This is a genomic window from Terrabacter sp. P2_E3, from assembly GCF_056403915.1.
This window is the reverse complement of record NZ_JBFUEN010000004.1, coordinates 63,431-82,666: the sequence shown is the minus strand read 5'-3', so window position 1 is coordinate 82,666 and position 19,236 is coordinate 63,431. Positions and strand designations below refer to the sequence as shown.

At 72.6% G+C, this 19,236-nt stretch carries 15 protein-coding genes; 4 read left to right on the top strand and 11 right to left on the bottom strand.

What is annotated here, in order from left to right; translation table 11 throughout:
* Positions 1–61: 61 nt before the first annotated feature.
* Positions 62–1,852 (bottom strand): sigma-70 family RNA polymerase sigma factor, encoded by a 1,791-nt coding sequence (locus AC1DW8_RS06475; RefSeq protein WP_478092709.1) that lies wholly within the window; start codon positions 1,850–1,852, stop codon positions 62–64.
* A gap of 583 nt (positions 1,853–2,435) precedes the next feature.
* Between AC1DW8_RS06475 and AC1DW8_RS06470 the strand changes: the two genes are divergently transcribed.
* Entirely contained in the window at positions 2,436–3,917 is a 1,482-nt protein-coding gene (locus tag AC1DW8_RS06470; RefSeq protein ID WP_478092706.1) for a cryptochrome/photolyase family protein, read from the top strand.
* A gap of 12 nt (positions 3,918–3,929) precedes the next feature.
* Here AC1DW8_RS06470 and AC1DW8_RS06465 read toward each other — a convergent pair whose 3' ends face one another.
* Entirely contained in the window at positions 3,930–4,820 is an 891-nt protein-coding gene (locus tag AC1DW8_RS06465; RefSeq protein ID WP_478092705.1) for a methyltransferase domain-containing protein, read from the bottom strand.
* Between the two features lie 55 nt (positions 4,821–4,875).
* Here AC1DW8_RS06465 and AC1DW8_RS06460 point away from each other — a divergent pair, with 55 nt between their 5' ends.
* The gene (locus AC1DW8_RS06460) at positions 4,876–5,409 is read left to right on the top strand and encodes a MarR family winged helix-turn-helix transcriptional regulator (RefSeq protein WP_056777977.1); all 534 of its coding nucleotides are present in this window, start codon (positions 4,876–4,878) and stop codon (positions 5,407–5,409) included.
* A gap of 22 nt (positions 5,410–5,431) precedes the next feature.
* Here the strand turns inward: AC1DW8_RS06460 and AC1DW8_RS06455 are convergent, their stop codons facing one another.
* From AC1DW8_RS06455 to metG, 7 genes are all read right to left on the bottom strand, one after another.
* Complete coding sequence (locus AC1DW8_RS06455; protein WP_478092702.1) at positions 5,432–5,794, bottom strand: VOC family protein; 363 nt, start codon at positions 5,792–5,794, stop codon at positions 5,432–5,434.
* A gap of 62 nt (positions 5,795–5,856) precedes the next feature.
* The gene (locus tag AC1DW8_RS06450; RefSeq protein ID WP_478092700.1) at positions 5,857–7,728 is read right to left on the bottom strand and encodes an ABC-F family ATP-binding cassette domain-containing protein; all 1,872 of its coding nucleotides are present in this window, start codon (positions 7,726–7,728) and stop codon (positions 5,857–5,859) included.
* 164 nt (positions 7,729–7,892) lie between these two features.
* Positions 7,893–8,837: a 4-(cytidine 5'-diphospho)-2-C-methyl-D-erythritol kinase gene (locus AC1DW8_RS06445; RefSeq protein WP_478092698.1), complete on the bottom strand. Its 945-nt coding sequence runs from the start codon at positions 8,835–8,837 to the stop codon at positions 7,893–7,895.
* Between the two features lie 30 nt (positions 8,838–8,867).
* Positions 8,868–9,791 carry a 16S rRNA (adenine(1518)-N(6)/adenine(1519)-N(6))-dimethyltransferase RsmA gene (gene rsmA / locus AC1DW8_RS06440; RefSeq protein WP_056826715.1) on the bottom strand — a complete coding sequence of 308 codons (924 nt, stop codon included), beginning with the start codon at positions 9,789–9,791 and terminating at the stop codon, positions 8,868–8,870.
* 148 nt (positions 9,792–9,939) lie between these two features.
* Entirely contained in the window at positions 9,940–11,115 is a 1,176-nt protein-coding gene (locus AC1DW8_RS06435; protein WP_478092696.1) for a transglycosylase family protein, read from the bottom strand.
* A gap of 185 nt (positions 11,116–11,300) precedes the next feature.
* Positions 11,301–12,182 (bottom strand): TatD family hydrolase, encoded by an 882-nt coding sequence (locus AC1DW8_RS06430; protein WP_478092693.1) that lies wholly within the window; start codon positions 12,180–12,182, stop codon positions 11,301–11,303.
* Positions 12,179–14,098, bottom strand: coding sequence for a methionine--tRNA ligase (metG, locus tag AC1DW8_RS06425; protein ID WP_056777954.1), 1,920 nt, complete (start codon positions 14,096–14,098; stop codon positions 12,179–12,181). The genes AC1DW8_RS06430 and metG overlap by 4 nt, the downstream gene beginning before the upstream one ends.
* Positions 14,099–14,231: 133 nt before the next feature.
* Here metG and AC1DW8_RS06420 point away from each other — a divergent pair, with 133 nt between their 5' ends.
* A complete protein-coding gene (locus tag AC1DW8_RS06420) occupies positions 14,232–14,663 on the top strand; it encodes an SRPBCC family protein (RefSeq protein WP_478092690.1) in 432 nt (143 codons plus the stop codon).
* A gap of 99 nt (positions 14,664–14,762) precedes the next feature.
* On the opposite strand, the gene AC1DW8_RS06415 is transcribed toward AC1DW8_RS06420, so the two are convergent.
* Both AC1DW8_RS06415 and rsmI read right to left on the bottom strand, forming a co-directional pair.
* Positions 14,763–15,188 (bottom strand): OsmC family protein, encoded by a 426-nt coding sequence (locus tag AC1DW8_RS06415; RefSeq protein ID WP_478092688.1) that lies wholly within the window; start codon positions 15,186–15,188, stop codon positions 14,763–14,765.
* A 131-nt stretch (positions 15,189–15,319) separates the two neighbouring features.
* Positions 15,320–16,150 (bottom strand): 16S rRNA (cytidine(1402)-2'-O)-methyltransferase, encoded by an 831-nt coding sequence (gene rsmI / locus AC1DW8_RS06410; protein ID WP_056777943.1) that lies wholly within the window; start codon positions 16,148–16,150, stop codon positions 15,320–15,322.
* A 196-nt stretch (positions 16,151–16,346) separates the two neighbouring features.
* On the opposite strand from rsmI, the gene ppc reads away from it, so the two are divergent.
* Complete coding sequence (gene ppc / locus AC1DW8_RS06405; RefSeq protein WP_478092682.1) at positions 16,347–19,184, top strand: phosphoenolpyruvate carboxylase; 2,838 nt, start codon at positions 16,347–16,349, stop codon at positions 19,182–19,184.
* Positions 19,185–19,236 lie beyond the last annotated feature (52 nt).

Here is a 19,236-nt window from a genome sequence, read left to right as displayed (position 1 = left end):
GGATGGGACGACGGGCTCACTCGACTGTGGTCGGGCGCTCACTCGAGGAGGGGGTGGAGGGTCAGGTGGGGCGGAGGGTCTCGGTCCAGGTGTCGCCGGCGGCGTCGGTGACGCGCACGACGACAGCCTGGGTCGCTCCGGTGCCGGACTGCTCGAGCAGGGCCTGGCCCCGCTCCCCCGCGCACCGCACCGCGGACGTGCTCGTCTGGGCGCACGTCCAGCTGGAGTTGCGCACGGAGAGCGTCCCGGCGCCCGACGCGTTGCTGATGCGTACCGTCATCGAGCCCTCGACCTGGGAGCGCACGCGTACGGAGATCCGCGCCGGGTCGCGTCCGGACACGAGGCGGACCGTGATGGTGGGCGCGACGCCACCCGGCGGGGGCGCCGGGGGCGTCGTGGTCGGCGCCGGGGGTGTCGGGCTGGGGGACGGAGGTCTCGTCGTCGGCGGGGCGGGCGGCGTGGTGGCCGGAGGCGTCGTCGGCCGTCCGGTGGCCGTGCCCGTCGGGGGCGCCGGAGTCGCTGGGGTCGCGCCACCGCTCTCGGCCGACGTCCCGCCTCGAGGGACCGGGGTGCCGCCGACCGTCGAGGGCGTGCTGCCCGGGTCACGCGCCACGTCGCCCGACGACGTCGACGTCCGAGTCGCCGCCGACGGGATGGGCGAGGCGCTGATGGTCCGGGTGGGCAGGCCGGTCGGGGAGATCGGCAGTGAGGTGCCGACGGCTCGTGGGGAAGCACTCGGGACGGCGCCGGCGCCGCTTCCCGCGCCGGCCCCGGGTGCGGCGCTCGAGGCCGTCGCACTCGGAACCGGGGAGGCCGTCGCTGAGGGCGCCGCGAGCGAGGCACCGGGCAGTGCCAGCGCCCCCGCGACCCCGGCCGAGACGGCGAGCCCGGCCACGAGACCGGTGACCCGGCTCGCCACCTGGGCGACGGCATCGGCCCCCGACCCGGCGGATGAAGAGGAGGAGGGCGACGGCACAGGCTGAGCCGCACCCCCCGCGCCCGGGGCGGGCCCCCCCGCGCCGCCGGTGAACCCGGCGAAGCCCGCCGCTCCGGCGCCACCGGAGAGGCCGACGACGGCGGGGACACTGAGGAATCCAGGCGTGCCGAGACCGGCCAGCAGCGCGAGCGGGACGATGAGCGCCGGGAACCCGTCGTGGATGACCCTCAGGTCGGCCGCGATGGTCGCTGCGTGCGGGCACTCGGCGACGTGCGCCTCGGCGCGCTCGGTCTGCCGCTTGGGCAGGCGCCCGCGGACGAGCGCCCCGAGGTGGGTCACGGTCCAGCGGCACTCGTCGGTGTCAGCGGCGGCGAGGCCGCGCTCGGCCCGGGCGTCCAGGTAGAGCGCCCGGAGCGACTCGCGGGCCCGCATGGCGCGAACGCTGACGGCGTTGGCGGTCATGCCGAGGGCCGGCGCGACGGCGCGCGGCGCGGCGCCCTCGACCGTGGTGTGCCACAGCACGCGCTGGTCGCGCTCGGAGAGCCCGGCGAAGGCCTCCCGGACGAGGGCGAGCCCCTCGTCGTCGGTCGCGAGGCCCTCGAAGGGGTCGTCGGCCGGATCGGCGAGAACCTCGAGGTCGTCGGCCTCGGTCGGCACGACCCGCAGGTCGCGGCGGCCCTGGTCGATGGCGACGGACCGCACGGCGGAGAGGAAGTAGGCCCGGAAGTGCTCGTCGGGTCCCTTGCCCGCGCGGATCAGCGCGAGGACGCGCGCGGCGGCCTCGGCGACGATGTCCTCCGGGGCCGAGCGGCCACGGTGACGTCCCGCGACGGCATACGCAGCCGGCAGGTGGCGACGCCACAGCTCACCGAACGCCTCGGCCGAGCCTTCTCGGGTCCGGACGAGGAGGGACACGTCAGGGGCCGAGGCCCATGCCTCGCTCGACCACAAGGTCGCGTCTGCCGACAACCCTTTCGCCCTTCTACTGCCCCGGTGCGGGTCAGTCTGCCAAGCAGCGGGGCGGGCGTCGAGTCGGAGCGCGGGCGTGTGCGAGATCAGGACGAAACAGTCCGGATCGGGCCCTGCGGTGGCACCCCCTTCGGGGTCTGCCTCGACGCGCGGTGGGCAGGTTTCGTCCTTCCGAATGATCCCCTCCACGAAACCACGCGGAAGGACGAAACCTGGCGGCACCACCGAAGACAAACCCGTAGGGGTCACTCCCTCCCCTGACCAAGCGGGAGACCCCTGCGGTGCCGTCATCTGTATGACGTGCCGGGACCCATTTCATGACACGGTTTGCCGAAATGGGTCGAAATGCCGGAAATTGACCCAGACTTTCTCCTCGAGCGAGACGGCTGGCCTCGACGAGACCGGGGCCTTAACCCGGCGAGACCGGCGGTTTACCCGGCGACCCGGCGCCCTCCCCGCCCGTGCGCAGGCCCCCCGCTGTCGCCGGCCTCGGCCATGATGAGGCCGTGCCCCTGACGACGCCGACCCGATGACGAGGCGCTGGCTCTTCGCCGACCAGCTCGGCCCGCACTTCGACGTGGGCCGCGGAGGCGTCCTGCTCGTCGAGAGCCGTCGGGCGCTGGGGCGACGACCGTTCCACCGTCAGAAGCTGCACCTCGTGCTCTCGGCGCTGCGTCACCGAGCCGCCGAGCTCGGTGACTCCGCCGTGCTCCTGCGCACCGACACCTACACCGAGGCGTTGCGCGAGATGGGCGAGCCGGTGCGGGTCCACGAGCCGACGTCGTATGCCGCCGAGCGCCTCGTGCGCCGCCTGCTCGCCACGGGGATGGTCGAGTCCGTCGACCCGACGCCTGGCTACAGCCTGTCGCGCGAGGACTTCGCCCGGTGGGCCGACGGGCGGCGACGGCTGCGGATGGAGGACTTCTACCGCTTCCAGCGGCAGCGGCTCGACCTGCTCGTCGAGGGCGACCGCCCCGTCGGCGGACGGTGGTCGTTCGACGAGGACAACCGCGAGCCCCCGCCCAAGGGAGCCGAGCGGCTCGATGTGCCCGCGCCCTACCAGCCGCGCGAGGACGACATCGACGCCGAGGTGCGCGACGACCTCGACCGCTGGACGCGCGAGGGCCACGTCCGACCCACCGGCGTCGACGGGCCACGCCTCTTCGCCGTGACCCGTCGCGAGGCCCTGGCGGCCCTCGAACGGTTCGTCACGCACCGACTCGGGGCCTTCGGTCCGCACGAGGACGCGATGCTCCGCGGCGACTGGGCCATGGCGCACAGCCTCCTGTCCGTGCCACTCAACCTCGGGCTGCTCGACCCGGTCGAGGTCGCCGACCGCGCCGTGCAGGCCTACCGCGACGGCGACGCACCTCTCGCGTCGGTCGAGGGCTTCGTGCGCCAGGTCATCGGCTGGCGTGAGTACGTCTGGCACCTCTACTGGCACTTCGGCCCGACCTACCGCCGCCGCAACGCCCTGCAGGCGCGGTCGCCACTGCCGGACTGGTTCGACCGGCTCGACGCCGACGCCGTCGAGGCCGCCTGCCTGCAGGACGCGGTGGCGGGCGTGCGCGACCGCGGCTGGGTGCACCACATCCCGCGCCTCATGGTGCTCGGCAACTGGGCGGCGCAGCGCGGCTACGACCCCGACGCGCTGACCGAGTGGTTCCAGACGCGGTTCGTCGACGGCTACGACTGGGTCATGCCGGCCAACGTCGTCGGGATGAGCCAGCACGCCGACGGCGGAGCGATGGCGACGAAGCCCTACGTCTCGGGCGGCGCCTACATCAACCGGATGAGCGACTACTGCGGCGGCTGTCGCTACGACCCCAGGAAGCGGGTCGGCGACGACGCCTGCCCCTTCACCGCCGGCTACTGGGCCTACCTCGACCGCAACGCCGAACGTCTCGAGGGCAACCACCGGATGGCCCGACCCTTGCAGCAGCGCCGGCGCCTGGCCGACCTCACGGAGGTCGTCGCGCAGGAGCGGCACCGCGGTGACGGAGCGCCCTGAGGCGAGATCGCGTCAACGCGGGGTGCGGGCCACGGCGAACGTCCGCGTGAAGGGAAAGAGCACGCCGAACGCACGACGGGGGTATGCCGTCTCGAGCTCGCGCTCGTAGTCCGTGACGAAGGCGTCTCGCTCGGCGCCGTCGAGGACGCCGAGCACCGGGCGCAGGCCGGTGCCCCGCACCCACTCGAGCACCGGGTGCGGACTGTCGGGTTCGGCGGTGAGCACGTGCTGGTACGTCGTCTGCCACACGTCGACGTCGGCGGCGCGGTCGAGCAGGAGGGCGGCATAGGTCTCCGGGCGGGCCACGGCCTGGGCCCGGTCGAGGCCCGGGCGCAGGTCGTCGGCGCGGGGGTGGTGCGCGGCGACCTCGCGCATGAGGCGGTGCGACGGCGCGTCGAAGTTCGCGGGGACCTGCATGGCGAACGTGCCTCCGGGCGCGAGGCTCTCGAGCCACGAGGGGATGAGGCGCAGGTGGCTCGGGACCCACTGGAGCGTGGCGTTCGTGACGAGGACGTCGACCGACCCGCCGGACTCGGTGGGGTCCCAGTCCTCGGCGCTCGCCTCGACCCACTCGACGCGGCCGTCGGCGTCGAGGGCCCGGGCGCGCTCGAGCATCTCGGGAGAGCTGTCGACGCCGATGATCCGTGCGCCGGGCCAGCGGTGGGCGAGCCCGAGCGTCAGCTCGCCGGGCCCGCAGCCGAGGTCGACGACGAGCGCGGGGTCGTCGGCGTCGACGCGCGCCAGCAGGTCGGCGAAGGGGCGGCCGCGGTGGCCGGCGAAGACGGCATACTGCCGCGGGTCCCAGGCGGAGTCGGCCGAGCGAGCGGCAGCGCCCGGGGCGACGGGACGGTCGGGGCCAGGCTCGGCTGCATCAGCCGCAGGCGGGGGCGTGGGCTCGGTCATGTCGTCTCGCTTTCTTTCGATGTCAAGAGTCTTGACGGCGACTACAGTTGGGGGCATGAGCGCCGACCGCAGGCCCGCCGACGATGTCGACGAGATCGTCGCGGCCTGGCGCCGGGAGCGCCCCGACCTCGACGTGTCGCCGCTCGAGGTGCTCTCGCGGGTGTCGCGGCTCGCGCGCCGGCTCGACCTCGCCCGCGGCTCGGCGTTCTCCGAGCACCTGCTCGACGGGTGGGCGTTCGACGTGCTGTCGGCGCTGCGCCGGGCCGGCGAGCCCTACGAGCTGTCGCCCGGCCAGCTCGTGCAGCAGACCCTCGTCACGTCGGGGACGATGACCAACCGCGTCGACCGACTCGAGCGCAGCGGCTTCGTCGAGCGGCGTCCCGACCCCGGTGACCGGCGCGGCGTGCTCGTGCGCCTGACCCCGGCGGGTCGCGACGTCGTCGACTCGGCGATGGCCGACCTCATCGAGCAGGAGAAGTCGTTGCTCTCGGAGCTGTCGGCGACCGACCGGACCCAGCTGGCCGGGCTGCTGCGGCGGATGCTGGCCCCGCTCGAGACCCGGGAGACCCGCGAGACGCGTCGCGACTAGCACGGCTGAGGTCCTCACCCGGTCACCGCTGCGCCTGCTGGAACTCCAGCCGGTTGCCGACGGGGTCGGTGGTGTGGAAGCGGCGCAGGCCCGGGATGTTCTCGTCCCACGTCACCGGCGCCCCCGCCTGCCCGACGGCGAGCGCGAGGGCGGCGACGTCACCCACCGCGATGCCGGGGTGGGCCTTGCGCGCCGGGACGAAGCCCTCCTCGATGCCGACGTGGACCTCGGCGGAGCCGGCCCGGAACCACGCGCCGCCGCGGGCCCGGAGCCGCTCGGGCTTGTCGACCTCGGTCATCCCGAGGACGCCGACGTAGAAGTCGCGCATGGCGTCCTCGCAGCCCGCCGGACCGGACACCTGGACGTGGTGCAGGAACATCTCCATGCCCCTAAAGTATCTTGACATCAAGATACTTTCAAGAGCCCGGCGACCCGGGCTCCGGACAGTCAGCCGACGACCTCCGCGGCCTCGAGCCACTCGAGCTCGAGGTCCTCGCGCTCGGTGACGACGGCCTGCAGCTTCGCGTTGAGGTCGGCGAGGGCCGCAGGGTCGGTGGCCTTCTCGGCCATGTCGCCGTGCAGGCGCTCCTCACGGTCCTGCAACCGCGAGAGCTGCTTCTCGATGCGCGCCATCGACTTGCGCGCCTCGCGCACCTCGGCCGGGCTCGCGGTCGCCGCAGCCTGAGCAGGTATGCCGTCCGGCGAGCTCGATGGGGCAGCCGCGCCACTGCTCGGGGCCGAGGGCGCGGCCGCGCGTGCGACCTGGGCCGCGATGTCCGCCGTGCGCAACCGGAGGTACTCCTCGACGCCGCCCGGCAGCTCGCGCACCTTGCCGTCCCCGAGCAGGGCCAGCTGCTTGTCGGCCACCCGTTCGAGCAGGTAGCGGTCGTGCGAGACGACGACGAGGGTGCCGGCCCAGCCGTCGAGGACGTCCTCGAGCGAGGTCAGCGTCTCGATGTCGAGGTCGTTGGTCGGTTCGTCGAGGATGAGGACGTTGGGCTCCGTGAGCAGCAGGCGGGTCAGCTGGAGCCGGCGTCGCTCGCCGCCGCTGAGGTCGCCGACCCGCGCCTGCTGGCGACCGCCGGGGAAGCCGAGACGCGTCGCGAGCTGGCTCGCACTGATCTCCTTGTCGCCGAGAGTCGTCCACTGCTTGACGTCCTCGATGGCCTCGATGACCCGCCACTGCTCGAAGCGCTCGAGCTCGCGCACCTCCTGCGTGAGGTGGGCGATGGCGACGGTCTTGCCGATCTTGCGGCGGCCGGCGTCGAGCGGGATCTCACCCGTCAGCGCGCGCAGGAGGGTCGACTTGCCGGCGCCGTTGACCCCGACGATGCCGATGCGCTCCCCCGGCGCGAGCCGCCACGTCACGTGGTCGAGGAGGCGGCGCTCGTGCGGCGGCTCGCCCACGGACACCGTGGCGTCCTCGAGGTCGAGCACGTCCTTGCCGAGGCGTCGGCTCGCGAACGACGCGAGCTCGACGCTGTTGCGCGGGGCGGGCTCGTCGGCGATGAGCGCGTTGGCCGCGTCGATGCGGAACTTCGGCTTGCTCGTGCGCGCGGGCGCCCCGCGACGCAGCCACGCGAGCTCCTTGCGCATGAGGTTGGAGCGGCGGTCGGCGACGACCCCGGCGAGGCGGTCGCGCTCGGCCTTGGCGAGGACGTACGCGGCATACCCTCCCTCGAAGGCGCTGACCTTGCCACCCTCGACCTCCCACGTGTTCGTCGCGTAGGCGTCGAGGAACCAGCGGTCGTGGGTGATGGCGACGGTCGCGTTGCCGGGTCGGGGTCGTTTCGTCGCGAGGTGGTCCGCGAGCCAGGCGACGCCCTCGACGTCGAGGTGGTTCGTCGGCTCGTCGAGCAGGAGCAGCTCGGGGTCCGAGACGAGCAGGCGGGCCAGCGCGAGCCGGCGACGCTCGCCACCGGACTTCGGGCCGACGCGGCTGTCGAGGCCACCGACGTTCTGCGCCTCGATGCCGCCGAGCAGGCCCGTCAGGACGTCGCGGATGCGGGGGTCGCCGGCCCAGACGTGCTCGGGCAGGTCGCCGAGCACCGCTTCGCGGATCGTCCACTCGGGGTCGAGCGCGTCCTCCTGGGCGAGCATGCCGATGCGGATGCCATCGGCGCCGCCCTGCTTGGTGATGCGGCCCGAGTCGGCCTCCTGCAAGCCGGCCATGACGCGCAACAGGGTCGACTTGCCACCGCCGTTGACGCCGACGACGCCGATGCGGTCGCCCGTGAGGACACCGAGGCTGACGTCGTCGAGGACGTGGGACGTGCCGAAGACGAGCGATACGCGCTCGAGGGAGATCAGGTTTGCCATCGCTGACTGACCCTACGGCCTGCGCGGGCGGCCGCCGAATCCCGCTCAGCGATGCCGGTCACGCGCAGCGTCGCCGGTCACGCGCAGCGTCGCCGGTCCCGCTCAGGGGTGCCGCAGCGCTCCGGCGTCGGTGAGCCGGCAGCCCACCGTCGAGCCCCCGCGGCTCAGTCGGCGTGGCGAGGCGTCGCCACGACGTGGGCGCCGTGGACCGGGCCCTTGGCGCGTCGCAGGTCGCGGCAGAGGTCGGAGGCCGCGAGCGACACCGACAGGTCGAGCGAGGCCTCGTGGCTCTCGGTGAGGAAGGCGACGGTCGGGCCCGAGCCCGACACGATGCCGCCGAGCGCGCCGAACTCGACGCCCGCGTCACGCAACTCGCGCAGCTGGGGGCGGAGCGAGAAGGCGGCCGGCTCGAGGTCGTTGTGCAGGGCCGCGCCGAGCAGGGCCGGGTCACCCGAGCGCAGGGCGGCCATGAGCTCAGAGCTGACCTGCGGCTCGGGCACGTCGATGCCCTCTCGCTCGCGCAGGCGGTCGCACTCGGCATACACCTCCGGGGTCGACAGTCCGGTGTCGCTGATGGCGAAGACCCAGTGGAAGGTGCCGCGGGCCAGCACCGGCGCGAGCTGCTCGCCGCGGCCCGAGCCCATGGCGTTGCCGCCGGAGAGGATGAACGGCACGTCGCTGCCGAGGGTGGCCGCGAGCTCGGCGAGCTCGTCGCGGTCGAGGCCGAGGCCCCACAGCTGGTCGCACGCCACGAGGGTGGCGGCCGCGTCGGCGGACCCGCCGGCCATGCCCCCCGCGACCGGGATGTCCTTGTCGATGCGGATCGAGAGGCGCTCGTCGACGTCCCAGCGGTCGGCGACGAGACGGGCGGCGCGGACGGCGAGGTTGGCTCCGTCGGTGGGGATGCGGTCGGCATACGCTCCCGCGGCGACGACCTGCCACTCGTCCCAGCGCGCGACGGAGACCTCGTCGTGCAGCGAGACCGCCTGGTAGACGGTCGCGAGCGCGTGGAAGCCGTCAGGGCGCCGGGGACCGACGCGCAGCTCGAGGTTGACCTTGGCCGGGACCCGCACGGTCACCGCGCCGGGCAGGGTCGGAGCGACAGTCATGCGCCCACCCTATGGGCCGACCCGTCGGCGTCAGGACGTATGGCCCCGACGGCGTGCGCGCGGCTCGGCGGGACGCACGCCCTCCGGTCGGGCCTCCGCGATGCGCGCGAAGGTCAGGATGTCGAGCTGTTCGCCGCGGGTGCGCGGGTCGACCCCGGCCGTGACGAGCGCCTGCTCGGCGGCGTCTGCGGACCCCGCCCAGGACGCGAGCGCCCCACGCAGGGACTTGCGTCGCTGGAGGAACGCCGCGTCGATGCAGCGGAAGACGTCCTCGCGGCTCGCGGTCGTCTTCGGCGGCTTGCGCCGGCGCAGCGCGACGAGGCCCGAGTCGACGTTGGGCGCCGGCCAGAAGACGTTGCGCCCGACCCGCCCGGCCAGCTCGACGTCGGCGTACCACGCGGCCTTGAGGCTCGGGACGCCGTAGATCTTGCTGCCCGGCTTGGCCGCGAGCCGCTCGGCGACCTCGAGCTGCACCATGACGAGGACGCGCTCGATCGTCGGGAAGTGCTGCAGGAAGGAGAGCACGACGGGGACCGAGATGTTGTAGGGCAGGTTGGCGACGAGCGCGGTGGGGTCGGGGCCGGGGAGCTTCGTGATCGTCAGCGCGTCGGCCGCGACGAGGCGCAGCTTGTCGGCGTTCTCCGGCTGGAGCGAGCGGACGGTCTCCTCGAGCGCCCCCGCGAGCCGCGGGTCGACCTCGACGGCCGTGACGTGCTTGACGACCGGGAGGAGCGCGAGGGTGAGCGAGCCGAGCCCGGGGCCGACCTCGACGACGACGTCGTGCGGTCCCACGCCGGCCACCCGGACGATCTTGCGCACCGTGTTGGCGTCGACGACGAAGTTCTGGCCCCACTGCTTCGTCGGCCGCACCTCGAGACGCTCGGCGAGCTCACGCACCTGTGCCGGCCCGAGGAGCGCGGCATCGTCGACGGCCGGCGCGTCCTTCTTGCTCATGCGCTCACCCTATGGGGCCGTGCCCGATGGCGTATGCCGCCGGGCGGGTGTCACGGCCCCGCTCGCTCGCGCACCCGTGGACGAACGGACGAGGCCCCCGACCGTGACGGTCGGGGGCCTCTCGTGCAGGGCAACGCCTGGCGTCAGGTCAGGCCTTGCACTGCCACTGCGACGTGCCGTTGTCGGCGTAGACGCGGTTGGCCACGGTGATCTGCTGCTCGCGCGAGGCGAGGTCGGCGCGGGAGGCGAAGTCGCCACCGCCGTAGGCGAGCCACGTGGAGGTGAGGAACTGCAGGCCTCCGTAGTAGCCGTTGCCGGTGTTGATGTGCCAGTTACCGGTCGACTCGCACTGGGCGATGCTGTCCCACATGGCCGCGCGGGCCAGGTTGATGCCCGCACCCGAGGTAGAGCCACCGGTGCTGCCGGTGCTGCCGGTGCTGCCGGTGCTGCCGGTGCTGCCGGTGCTCGTCGTGCGCGGGGCAGCGGCCGGGCGGGCCTTGGAGCCGACGAGCAGGATGCGGTCGACGGGCGCCTTGGTCACCTTCGAGGAGATCTCCTTGGTGGAGACGACCTTGCCGTCGACGACGGTGGTGCGGACCGTGACGGTGCGCACGCCGGCGACACCGGCACGCGAGACCTTGGTCTGGTCGGCGTAGAGGTCGCTCGTCTTCTTCTTCGTCGTGCCGAAGGCGATGGACTCGTTGACCTTCTTGTCCTTGGTCTGCACGCGCTGGACGGCGATCTTGGCACCCGAGGTGAGGCGGGTCGTGACCGGCGGGTTGACCTTGTCGGCCTTGCCGACACGGACGCCGAGCTGCGTCAGCGCCTCGCCGACGGTTGCCGCGGCGATCGTCTTCTTCGTCGTCTTGCCGTCGACGACGACCGTGACGGCCTTGGGAGTGACGATGCTGACGGTCAGGCCCTGGCGACCGATGGTCTGCGAACGGGAGACCGACAGGCGGGCACCCTCACCGCGGAGGCCGAGCGCGAGGAGCGCTCCGTCGACCGTGGCCTCGGTCGTGCGCAGCTGACGCGTCTTGCCGTCGACCGTGAGGGTCAGCAGGCGGGCGTACTTGACGGTGATCGTGTCGCCGTCGCTGATGGGGGCGTCCGCGGCAGGGACGACGACGTCGCCCGGCTTGACCGCGATCCCCTGGCTGTCGAGGACGTCGCCGACCGTGCTGCCGAAGACGTGGGCCGAGCTGGCCGTGCCGTCCACGGAGAGGTTGACGGCCTTGTCGAGCTGGGTCGCGCCGACGGCGCCACCGGTGAGGACGACGGCCGCGCCAGCGGCGGCCAGGATCTTGGCGTTGCGAGAAATCAAAACACTCCGAACGTCGAACGACCCGGGTGCAACGCGCTCTCGATCCGTCCTCCTCACGTCGTCGGAAGGAGGTCGATGCGGGGTGGCAACCGGCCAACAGTCGTCCACAGTGACCGACACACCACGGAAAGGTCAAATTTCGGTAACGGAGACCGGTGTCGGTGGACGCGACGTTCTGCAGTGCGCTAGGCGGTTTGCCCGCTTCGCTCCGCACCCCACGGGCCGTAGACCCGCTCGCTGTTCTCCGAGACCGCTCGACACAGCGCGGGGACGTCGATGTTGAGCACCGCGGCCATCGCCCGGACCGTCACGGGCACGAGGAACGAGGCGTTCGTGGCACCCCGGTGCGGGGCCGGAGCGAGGTAGGGCGCGTCGGTCTCGACGAGGATCCGGTCGAGCGGGATCGCGGTCAGCGCGTCACGCAGGCCGCGCGCGTTCTTGAAGGTCACGGTGCCCGCGAAGCTGAGGTAGTAGCCCCGGTCGACGCACTCGCGCGCCATCGTCAGGTCGCCGGAGAAGCAGTGCAGCACCGTGTGCTCGGGCGCCCCCTCCTCCCCGAGGATCCGGAGCACGTCGGCATGGGCGTCGCGGTCGTGGATCTGCAGGGCCTTGCCGAGCCGCTTGGCGAGGTCGATGTGCCAGCGGAAGCCGTCCTGCTGCACCGGCACCCCCTCGGGGCCGGTGCGGAAGTAGTCGAGACCGGTCTCACCGATGACGCGGATGCGGTCGTGGGCCGCGCAGCGCTCCACCTCGGCATACGCCTCCTCGAGCCGACCGTCCGCCGCGAGGCGTGGAACCTCGTTGGGGTGCAAGGCGATTCCGCCGACCAGCTCGTCATGGGCGTCGATGGCGTCCATGGTGAAGCGGATCCCCTCGAGATCGCACCCGACCTGGACGAGACGGGTCACACCGACGGCGCGGGCGGCCTTGATCGCGTCGGCGACGTCGAACGGCTCGTCACCCTCGCGCGTGATGTCGAGGTGGACGTGGTTGTCGACGACGTCGATGGGCAGCGGGTCCGGCGCCGTCTCCGGCAGGCCCCGCTGCCCCGACGCGTGCGAGGTCATACGGTCGGTGCCTCGTCGGCGACGGTGGCGCTCCCGGCACCCCGACCGGCGCCCTTCGGCGCACTCATCTTCGGCGCGGCGAGCGGGTCGGTGTGGTGCCGCGTGCCACCCGGCGCGCTGTCGCCGAGGCGGGCGCGCTCGTCCTCGACGACCTGCTCGGCGTCGAGCTTGACGAAGACGCCGGACGGCTTGGCGACGGGCGTCCCGACGACGACCGGACGCGACTCCCACCGGGGCGTCGCGGAGTACTCGCCGGTGATGACCGGGTAGCTCCGGGCGTCGTCGTCGAGGTCGGCGACGACCTCCAGACGAGGCATCGGCATGAACTCGCCCTCGCCGCCGAGGACGGCGTGGACGCGGTTCGCCGCGTGGGGCAGGAAGGGTGAGATCAGCGTATTGATATCTGAGACGGCCTGGGCCAGCGTGTGCAGCACCGTCGAGAGGCGCTCGCGCTCGTCGTCGCCCTTGAGCTTGAACGGCTCGGTCTTCGAGACGTACGCGTTGGCCTCCCCCACGACCCGCATGACCTCGGCGAGGGCGGCCTTCTGCCGGTGCCGCTCGAGGGAGGCGCCGACGGTCGCGAACGCGCCCCGCACCGTGGCCAGCAGCTCCTCGTCGACGGGCTCGACGGCATACGCCCTCGGGATCTCGCCGAAGCTCTTGGCGATCATCGCGGCCGTGCGGTTGACGAGGTTGCCCCAGCCGGCGACGAGCTCGCTGTTGTTGCGCTGGACGAACTCGGCCCAGGAGAAGTCGGCGTCCTGGTTCTCGGGGCCGGCGGCGCAGATGAAGTAGCGGATCGGGTCTGGGCCGTAGCGCGCGACGATGTCCTGGACGTAGATGACGTGCTTGCGGCTCGTCGAGAACTGCTTGCCCTCGAGGGTGAGGAACTCGGAGGCCACGACCTCGGTGGGCAGGTTGAGCACGCCGTACTCCCCCGGCTCGCCGCCCTTGTCACCCCTGCCGGCGTAGCCGAGCAGCTCGGCCGGCCAGATCTGGCTGTGGAAGGTGATGTTGTCCTTGCCCTGGAAGTAGTAGGACACGGCCGACGGGTCGTTCCACCACTCGCGCCACCGCTCCGGGGCGCCGACGCGGCGGGCCCACTCGATCGACGCCGAGAGGTAGCCGATGACGGCGTCGAACCAGACGTAGAGGCGCTTGCTCGGGTTGTCCTCCCAGCCCTCGAGCGGAACGGGGATGCCCCAGTCGATGTCACGGGTCATCGCGCGGGGGCGGACGTCCTTGAGGAGGTTCTCGGAGAACTTGATGACGTTGGGCCGCCACGTGCCCGACGCCTCACGGCCCGCGAGCCACTCGCCGAGCGCACCGGCGAGGGCCGGCAGGTCGAGGAAGAAGTGCTGCGTCTCGATGAACTCGGGCGTCTCACCGTTGATCTTGCTGCGCGGGTTGATCAGCTCGTCGGCGTCGAGCTGGTTGCCGCAGTTGTCGCACTGGTCGCCGCGGGCCTCGGGGAAGGAGCAGATCGGGCACGTGCCCTCGATGTAGCGGTCGGGCAGCGTGCGGCCCGTCGACGGGCTGATGGCGCCGCGCGTCGTCTGCTCGATCATGTAGCCGTTGGCGTGGACCTGACGGAACATCTCCTGCACGACGGCGTAGTGGTTGCGCGTCGTCGTGCGGGTGAAGAGGTCGTAGGACAGGCCGAGGTCGGCGAGGTCCTGGGCGATGACGGCGTTGTACTTGTCGACGAGCTCCTGCGGCGTCAGCCCCTCCTCCTCGGCGAGGACGAGGATCGGCGTGCCGTGCTCGTCGGTGCCGGAGACCATGAGGACGTCGTGCCCGGCCATCCGCATGTACCTGCTGAAGACGTCGGAGGGCACGCCGAAACCGGCCACGTGGCCGATGTGGCGCGGACCGTTGGTGTACGGCCAGGCGACGGCAGACAGGACATGGCTCATGGCGAGCAATCCTAGGCGGGCCCCGCGCGGCGCCGCGCGGGAGTATGCCGTCGGCCCCGTCGCCCGCTCCGGCGCGGTCGCGCTGGCGGCTTCCTTCTGGCGCGAGACGCCCTCCTGCGGGTACGACAGAGGCATGACTGGACACATCGCACAGGCAGAGGTCATCGTCGACGCACCGCCGCGTGCCGTCTGGGGCGCCCTGACGGAGCCGGACCGGGTGAGGTCGTGGATGGCCGGCACCACCCTCACCACCGACTGGCAGGTGGGCAGTCCGATCACCTGGCAGGGCGAGATGGAGGGCAAGCCCTACGAGGACAAGGGCGAGGTGCTCGAGGTCGAGGAGGGCCACCGTCTCTCGATGACGCACTACAGCCCGCTCATGGGCCAGGAGGACCGGCCCGAGAACTACCACACCGTCACCTACACGCTGACCCCGACGAGGGACGGCCGCACCACGCTGGCGCTCGAGCAGGACGGCAACGACTCGCAGGAGCAGGCCGACCAGTTCTCGCAGAGCTGGCAGGGCATGCTCGAGTCGCTGAAGTCGACCGTCGAGTCGGACTGAGGGCTCCGCGCCTTCACGAGCGGCCCTGACCCACATCGGAATCGGCGCCGACCCGGAGGGGTCGGCGCCGATGGCGTGCGGGGCCGCAGCGGCGCGGGCTCAGCCGAGGCGGGCCTCGAGCGAGATCGGCACGGCCTTGAGCGCCTGGCTCACCGGGCAGTTGGCCTTGGCGTCCTCGGCGGCGGCCTGGAAGTCCTCGGCCGAGATGCCGGGCACGTCACCGACGACGCTGATCACGATCTCGGTGATGCCCGTGCCGGGGACGAACGTGACGTTGGCGGTCGTGTCGAGCGTCGTCGGGGGCGTGCCGGCCTGCGCGAGACCGTTCGACAGCGCCATCGAGTAGCACGAGGAGTGCGCGGCGGCGATGAGCTCCTCGGGGCTCGTCTTGCCGTTCGACGACTCCGCCCGCGAGGGCCAGTTGACGTCGTAGGTGCCGATGCCCGAGCTCTCGAGGCTGACCTGGCCGGAGCCCTCGAAGAGCGAGCCCTCCCAGTGCGTGCTGGCGGTGCGAGTGGTGCCCATGCCTTGCTCCTTCGCTGTGCTGTCGACTCGGCCGGACGGTCGCCGGCCTCCGAAGAGGGAACGAGAGCAGCCTTGCCCGCTGTTCCCCGGGAGGCAAGGGGTTCGCCTGTCGAGACGGCCCGGCGGGGCGGTCAGCGAGCGGCGAGCGACGCGTCGTAGAGCGCCTTCTTGGACAGCCCCGTGCGCGCCGCGACGTCGGCGGCGACGTCCTTGAGCCGCTCCCCCTCCTTCACCCGCGTGCGGATGCCGGCCACGGCCTCCTCGAGGGAGGGCACCACCCGCTCGGCACCGGCCACGACGACGGTGATCTCGCCCTTGACGCCGCCCTCGGCCCACGCGACGAGCTCGTCGAGCGTGCCGCGTCGGACCTCCTCGTACGTCTTCGTCAGCTCGCGGCACACGGCGGCCCGCCGGTCGGGACCGAAGGCGTCGCGCATCGCGGCAAGCGTCTCCGGGAGCCGGTGCGGCGCCTCGAAGAAGACGATGGTGCGCCGCTCGTCGGCGACCTCGGCGAGGACCTTGGCCTTCTCGCCCGGCTTGCGCGGGAGGAAGCCGTCGAAGCAGAAGCGGTCGACCGGGAGGCCCGAGACCGCCAGCGCCATGAGGACCGCGCTCGGTCCGGGGACGCACGTGACGCGTACGCCCGCGTCGACCGCAGCGGCGACGAGACGGTAGCCGGGGTCGGAGACGGACGGCATACCGGCGTCGGTGACCACGACGACGCGCTCGCCGGCGACGAGCCGGGCGACGAGGTCGGGCGTCCGGGCGGCCTCGTTGTGCTCGTGGTAGCTGACGACCGACCCGGTCGGGGTCACGGCGAGGTCGGTGAGCAGGCGGCGCAGACGACGGGTGTCCTCGGCCGCGACGACGTCTGCGGTGGCGAGCTCCTGCCCCAGTCGGGGGGCCGCGTCCCGTGGGTCGCCGATCGGGGTGGCCGCGAGGACGAGGGTGCCGGTGGTCATGCCGTCATCCTCGCAGGGCACCGACGCGCCCCGTGACGACCGCGCGTCACCACAACCCGCCAGGTGGCGGCTGGTCGAGGTCACGAGCCGCGGACGACCCCGACAACCGTCCACGTGGTGGACTTCGGTGTCCACGAGATGGTCCCCATCGTGGACTCGAAACGCCGACGAAACCTCGACGCGGTACGACAGACCCATGACGAGCCAGGGCCCCGCCACGACCGAGCAGCTCCTCGAGGCCGACCGACGCGAGCCGAACGCCGCGACGTTCGCCTCCGGAGTCTCGTCGGCGCAGCAGCACGCCGCCCTCCGCGCGTCCGTGCGCCAGCTGGGCGCGCTGCTCGGCGAGGCCCTCGAACGCCACGAGGGAGCCGACCTGCTCGCCCTCGTCGAGAAGGTGCGCGGGCTGGCCCGCGAGCCCGAGGACGACGAGCTGCGCGCGCTCCTCGAGGGCGTCGACGCGCCGACCGCCGTCGTGCTGGCCCGGGCCTTCACGGCCTACTTCCAGCTCGTCAACGTCACCGAGCAGCTGCACCGCTGGCAGGAGCTGAGCGCGGTCGAGCAGACCCCACTGGCAGCGACGGTCGGACGGATCGGGGACGCGCTCGAGGCCGGGAGCCTCGAGCGCGCCGAGCTCGAGTCGATCCTCGCCCGACTGGAGTACCGCCCCGTCTTCACCGCGCACCCCACCGAGGCGACGCGACGCACCGTCCTCAACCTGCTCCGGCGGATCGCCGTGACGGTCGACGAGCTCGAGGACCCGCGCCGACCCGTCTCCGACGGGCCGCGTGCCGAGCGCCGGCTGGCCGAGCTCGTCGACATGATGTGGCAGACCGACGAGCTGCGGATCGTCCGGCCCGAGCCGACCGACGAGGCCCGCACGGCCATGCACACGCTCCGCTTCCTCGCCGACCAGGTGGTGCCCGACCTGCTCGCCGAGCTCGACCGGACGCTCGCCGGCATCGGCGTCGAGCTGCCACCGTCGGCCCGGCCGCTGCGCTTCGGCGCCTGGGCCGGCGGGGACCGCGACGGCAACCCCAACGTCACGCCCGAGGTCACCCTCGCGGTCATCGGCATGCAGCACGACGCCGGCCTCGCCGAGCTCGTCGAGAAGCTCGACCACATGCTTCACGAGCTGTCGTCGTCGACCCGCTTCGTCGAGGTCAGCGACGCCCTCCGCGAGAGCCTCGAGCGCGACGCCGAGGCCCTGCCGGTGACGTATGCCGCGGTACGCCGGCTCAACGCGGAGGAGCCCTACCGCCTCAAGCTCAGCTTCGTGCGCGTGCGGCTGCTGCGCACGCGCGACCGCCTCACCCACGGGACCGCGCACGAGCCCGGCCGCGACTACGCAGGCTTCGACGAGCTGCTCGACGACCTCGTCCTCATGCGCGACTCGATGCTCGCGGCCGGTGACACGCTGACGGCGGACGGTGCGATCCTGCGCCTCATCCGCGCGGCCGTCGCCACCGGCACCGGCCTCGCGACGCTAGACGTGCGCGAGCACAGCGCGAAGCACCACGCCGCCCTCGCCGACCTCTACGACCGCATCGGCGGCCTGGACACGCCCTACAACGAGCTCGACCACGCCGCACGCATCACGGTGCTGTCCCGCGAGATGGCCTCGCGCCGTCCGCTCACCGGTGTCGGCGTCCACGACGTCGGCGACGCCGCGCAGGCGTCCCTGTCACTCATGGCGGCGATCGTGAGAGCGCTCGACACCTACGGCCCCGAGGCGATCGAGACCTACATCGTGTCGATGACCCACGACGTCGACGACCTCTTCGCCGTCGTCGTGCTGGCCCGGGAGGCAGGCCTCGTCGACACGGGCACCGACTCGACGCCGGCCAGCGCGCGCATCGGATTCGCGCCGCTCTTCGAGACCGTCGCCGAGCTCGAGGCCGCCGGACCGCTCCTCGACGCACTGCTGTCCGACCCGTCGTACCGCCGTGTCGTCGCGGCCCGCGGGGACGTGCAGGAGATCATGCTCGGCTACTCCGACTCCTCGAAGGACGCCGGGATCGCCGCCTCGCAGTGGCAGATCCACCGGGCCCAGCGCGCCCTGCGCGACGTCGCCCGCCAGCACGGCGTCGTCCTGAGGCTCTTCCACGGCCGAGGCGGTTCGGTCGGACGTGGCGGCGGCCCGACCGGCGAGGCGATCCTCTCCCAGCCCTACGGCAGCCTCGACGGCCCGATCAAGATCACCGAGCAGGGCGAGGTCATCAGCGACAAGTACACCCTGCCCGGACTCGCGCGATTCAACCTCGAGGTCGCCCTCGCCGCGGTGCTCGAGGCCTCGGTCCTGCACCGGAGGTCCCTGCTCCCCCAGGACGTCCTCGACGGCTGGAACGGCACGATGGACCTCGTCGCGGGTCGTGGCCAGGACGCCTACCGCTCCCTCGTGCGCGACCCCGGGCTCGTGCCCTTCTTCGTGTCGGCGACGCCGGTCGACGAGCTGGGCAAGATGAACATCGGCTCGCGGCCCTCCAAGCGACCCGGCGGCGAGGGCGGGCTCGAAGACCTCCGCGCCATCCCGTGGGTCTTCGGCTGGACCCAGTCGCGGATCATCCTGCCGGGCTGGTTCGGCGTCGGCTCCGGTCTCGCCGCGGCTCGCGAGGACGGCCGCGAGAAGACGCTGCGCGAGATGTACGGCTCGTGGGCCTTCTTCCGCACGTTCCTGTCCAACGTCCAGATGACGCTCGCGAAGTCGGACCTCGACATCGCCGCCGGCTACGTGCGGGCCCTCGTGCCCGACGACGTGGCCGGGGTCTTCGACACGATCCGCGAGGAGCACGCGCGGACGGTCGAGGAGGTGCTGCGGGTCACGGGTCAGAAGGAGCTGCTCGAGGCGGCCCCCGTCCTGCGGCGCACGCTCGACCTGCGCGACAGCTACCTCGCCCCGCTCCACGCGCTGCAGACCTCGCTCCTCGCCCGGTCGCGCGCGGTGCCCGACGACGTCGAGCCGGATGCGGACGTGCAGCGCGCACTGCTCCTGACGATCAACGGCATCGCCGCTGGCCTGCGCAACACCGGCTGACCCCCGACCACACTCGAGTGAGCGCCCGACCACACTCGAGTGAGCGCCTAAC